This is a genomic window from Pseudomonas sp. (assembly GCF_026224925.1).
GTDB lineage: Bacteria > Pseudomonadota > Gammaproteobacteria > Pseudomonadales > Pseudomonadaceae > Aquipseudomonas.
On the sequence record NZ_JAMFRV010000280.1, the window covers coordinates 1 to 3,795 of the forward strand.

The following is a 3,795-nucleotide window of genomic DNA, read 5'->3' on the forward strand; positions in this document are numbered from 1 at the left end:
ACGCGCTTGAAATGATCTATATCGAACATCACCATCGTAGTCGCCGTGTCGTAGCGGCAATGCCTGGCGTACTCAAGTTTGACCGACTCTTCCCAGTGACCCCGGTTGTACAACCCGGTGAGTCGATCGGTGCTCGACAGCACCTGTAGCTGGCGGTTGGCGGCCTGCAATTGATGGGCATGGGTCGCCACGCCGGTCACGTCGTAGATCACCAGGCAAATATGACTGATGTCGCCCGAAGTCGAACGCAATGGGAACAGCGTGGTGTTCTGGTACATGAAGTCTTCCTGGCCGGTGATTGGCTGGTAGTTCTTGAAATGCACCAAATACGGACGTTGCTCCCAAATAGTGAAGGCCGGCGTGCCAAGGGTCAGCACGCTCTCGACTTTCTTGCTAAACCAGGCCTTATTGACCTCTGGAAACAAGTCAAAAAAGGAGGTGTCCTGGGCCTCGCTGGGCACGACACCAGAGCGATTTTCCATGAAGGTGTTCCAGACCTGAACCCTATAGTCTCGGTCAAATACAACGACGCCTACGTCGATACTCTGGGCGATGGTCAACAGCCAATGCAGCTCTTTCATATCGATGTGTTCGTTCATGGTCAGCTCATCACGTAGGCAAGTTTTTTGGTGAGCCGATCAACCGAGTCTTCGGTGAACAACAGCAACAGATCAAAATGAATATTGTGACCCTCAATGCTATAGCTGAGCTCAACGGCGAGGGTTTTCTTCCAGCGTCGCTGGTTAACCCGGATCAACTCTTCGATACCGCCCTGCGCACCCAATATTTGCGGGTGGCCCTGGGAGAACACCACATCAATCTGCTCGGCAATACCCGTTAAACAGGCGCCAATCAGAATGGTCGACAGGTCCAAAAGCATTTCCATGTCGGAATAGTCAACGGAGTCCCGCTGCATCAATTTCGCCATATCAGCAATTTCAGAACGGTGAAAAATCAACAGTGCCTCACCGGCGATTCCGCCACCGATGTAGCCCTGGCAGACCGCAGTCAATTCCTCGCCGGCCTGCGCATCGGCCAACGCCATATGCAACTCACCGACCTCCAGCATGTTCACGTTTGGCAGCGGTAAATGCACAAACACCCCGAGCACCCGCGCCAGTAACGCCGCCGCACGGCCCATGGCGATGTTGATTACCTCTCGAAACGCATCCTGAAAACTGGTTGCGGGTATAGCGCTTGGCGGGACGATAGCCACTGCGCTTTTCGACTCGACGAGTATCCCAAGATCAACCAGCAGGGTTTTAAGTTCGAGGGGTTCTACGGGCTTTTTCAGGAAGGCCAATGCGCCCATTGCCATGACCCGACGCACCGCTTCAGTTTGCACATCGCCGGAAATAACGATGACCTTGGTCTGCAGTTGCTCCGCCTGAATAGCTGCCAGCACCTGATAGCCGTCCATTTCCGGCATAGTCAGGTCGAGCAGGACCACACTCGCCAACCCTTGGCGAATGGCATCAATGCCTTCCTTGCCGTTAGTCGCCAGGGTGACCGAGACATCCCAATCGGTGGGTAATGCCCTTAGTAGCTGCTTGCGCGCCATGTTGGAGTCGTCGCATATCAGCAGGGGAATCGTGGGCATCTGTTCTTGTCTCACTGCTTAAAGAGTTTCAGGTCAGCGGCAACGTGCTGACGCACCACTTGATGCACCACTATAGTGCGAAGCGCCCATCCGTGCGCGAAGAAGGTTTAGGGAAACTGAGTAAAACAAGCATCCTTATAACCATGGGTTCCTGCGACATGCAATTTTTGTGCTAATTGGCGATAGAAATCCCCCCCTTACCGAATTACTACCAAATAGCCACTATTCTATTATCGGCCCGACTCGCTATTTAATGAAGACGGCCGTGCACATTGACCTTCAGCCGTTCGAAGCAGATCCCCGCAGTACGCTGAAGGTAGCGTCTACTTCATCGATTCTGTAGATATCCTCTTTAAATAGGCGGCTACTACGCAATGACTTAGCGCCTAGGGGACAGACCAATGGTTCAAAACTGTTACTTGCCGAAACGTGCCAGCCCCTCGCGTCACCCTACGCACAGGATCATTTTTACGACACAACGTGATACAACGTCTGTGCACATTGAGCCTGACAACAGGTTTGCCAGCTCTTAGTGCAACCCGCACCTTTGTGGGTCGACTGTTTTGCCTTCACTTTTAAGGATTTGCATGCTTGGACTCGATCCAAACGCGGTCATCTGGGTCGTCGCAGCAGTAGCAACGTGTGGTGTTATTTTTCGCCCATGGCGCGTGCCGGAATATGTCTGGGCCTTAAGCGCCGCCGCGTTATTGACGGGCTTTGGGTTTATCCCATGGCCCTCTGCGCTGGCGGCGGTTGCCAAAGGCACCGACGTTTATCTGTTCCTGATCGGCATGATGGTGCTTGCGGAGCTGGCGCGCCAAGAAGGCCTGTTCGACTGGCTGGCGATGTACGCCGCACAGCACGCCAAGGGCTCCGGTCAGCGGCTATTCGATTTGGTGTTCCTGGTCGGCACGCTGGTCACGGTATTTCTCTCCAATGACGCCACCGCGGTGGTTCTAACGCCGGCGGTGTATGCCGCCGCCAAAGCTGCCAAGGCCGAGCCGCTGCCGTACTTGTTCGTATGTGCCTTTATCGCCAACGCGGCAAGTTTCGTGCTACCGATTTCCAACCCGGCCAACCTTGTTATTTTCGGCAGCCATATGCCGCCGTTATTGACGTGGCTGTGGCACTTCACCCTGCCCTCTATTGCTGCAATTGGGCTGACGTATGTCGCGCTACGGTTCACCCAGCGCAAACATCTTCGTCTGCCACTGGAAACGGTTATCGCGCTTCAACCCCTCTCCAGTGGCGCACGCCTTACTGCGTTTGGCATTTTGCTCACGGCCATCGTGTTGCTGCTGGCGTCGGCCTTCGACCTACAATTGGGGCTGCCAACGTTTTGTGCCGGTATTGCTACCGCCAGTTTGATCCACCTGCGTCAGCGCATGAACCCGATGCCGGTGCTCAAAGGCGTGTCATGGGCGGTGTTGCCGCTAGTAGGCGGCTTGTTCGTGCTGGTGGAAGGACTGGCGCAAACAGGCGTGATTGATGTGCTGGCGCACCATTTGGCGACCCTTGCCGATCACTCTGCGGGCCAAGCTACGTGGGGCGCGGGGATTGCCGTGGCGATCGCCAGCAACCTGATCAACAACCTGCCTATGGGACTGATTGCGGGCTCCGTGGGGCATATTGCCCAACTGCCGACGCACACCACCAGTGCGCTGTTGATTGGCGTCGATCTCGGGCCGAACCTGTCGATTACCGGCTCTCTGGCGACGTTGTTATGGTTGATCGCGGTGCGGCGCGAAGGCGAGCACGTCAGCGCTATCGACTTCCTCAAAGTCGGGATTCTAGTGATGCCTCCGGCCTTGGTCGGCGCCATGGCAGCGTTGTCCATCAGCGGCGGTTAAACCGCTGATTTGACGCCGATGCGGGTCAGTCTCGCCAGGCAATCAGACCCACTTCCAGCGGCACCGCCCAGCCTGCGGCGTCGCTGGCAATCACCCTAGCGGTGTAAGCCTGGGCAGGACGATCATCGGGCACTTCGCCTCGGTACAGCAGCAAGCTGTCGGCCTGCGCCGCCAGATCGAGGTTCAAATCGAAGATGTCCGCCTCCCCGCCCTTCAACCCTTCAACGTACAGTTGCACCCGCAGCAACGACGGGGACAGTCCTGCAAGGTCCATGTGCAGCGCCACAACATAACGTCCCGCGTGCGGTTGCATGTCCAGTTGCAGGAAGCGAATATCACTCCAGC

General features: G+C 56.1%; 3 protein-coding genes and 1 pseudogene. 1 reads left to right on the top strand and 3 read right to left on the bottom strand.

Annotation, left to right across the window (positions count from 1 at the left end; translation table 11 throughout):
- Both M0974_RS12150 and M0974_RS12155 read right to left on the bottom strand, forming a co-directional pair.
- Window positions 1-599: sensor domain-containing diguanylate cyclase (locus tag M0974_RS12150; RefSeq protein ID WP_297836536.1), on the bottom strand; the 599-nt coding region annotated here is incomplete at its 3' end.
- Between the two features lie 2 nt (window positions 600-601).
- Window positions 602-1,600, bottom strand: coding sequence for a response regulator (locus M0974_RS12155; RefSeq protein WP_297836538.1), 999 nt, complete (start codon window positions 1,598-1,600; stop codon window positions 602-604).
- A gap of 587 nt (window positions 1,601-2,187) precedes the next feature.
- On the opposite strand from M0974_RS12155, the gene M0974_RS12160 reads away from it, so the two are divergent.
- A complete protein-coding gene (locus M0974_RS12160) occupies window positions 2,188-3,450 on the top strand; it encodes an arsenic transporter (RefSeq protein ID WP_297836539.1) in 1,263 nt (420 codons plus the stop codon).
- 25 nt (window positions 3,451-3,475) lie between these two features.
- On the opposite strand, the pseudogene M0974_RS12165 reads toward M0974_RS12160, so the two are convergent.
- A pseudogene (locus M0974_RS12165) lies at window positions 3,476-3,795 on the bottom strand (DUF3417 domain-containing protein); the annotation flags it as partial.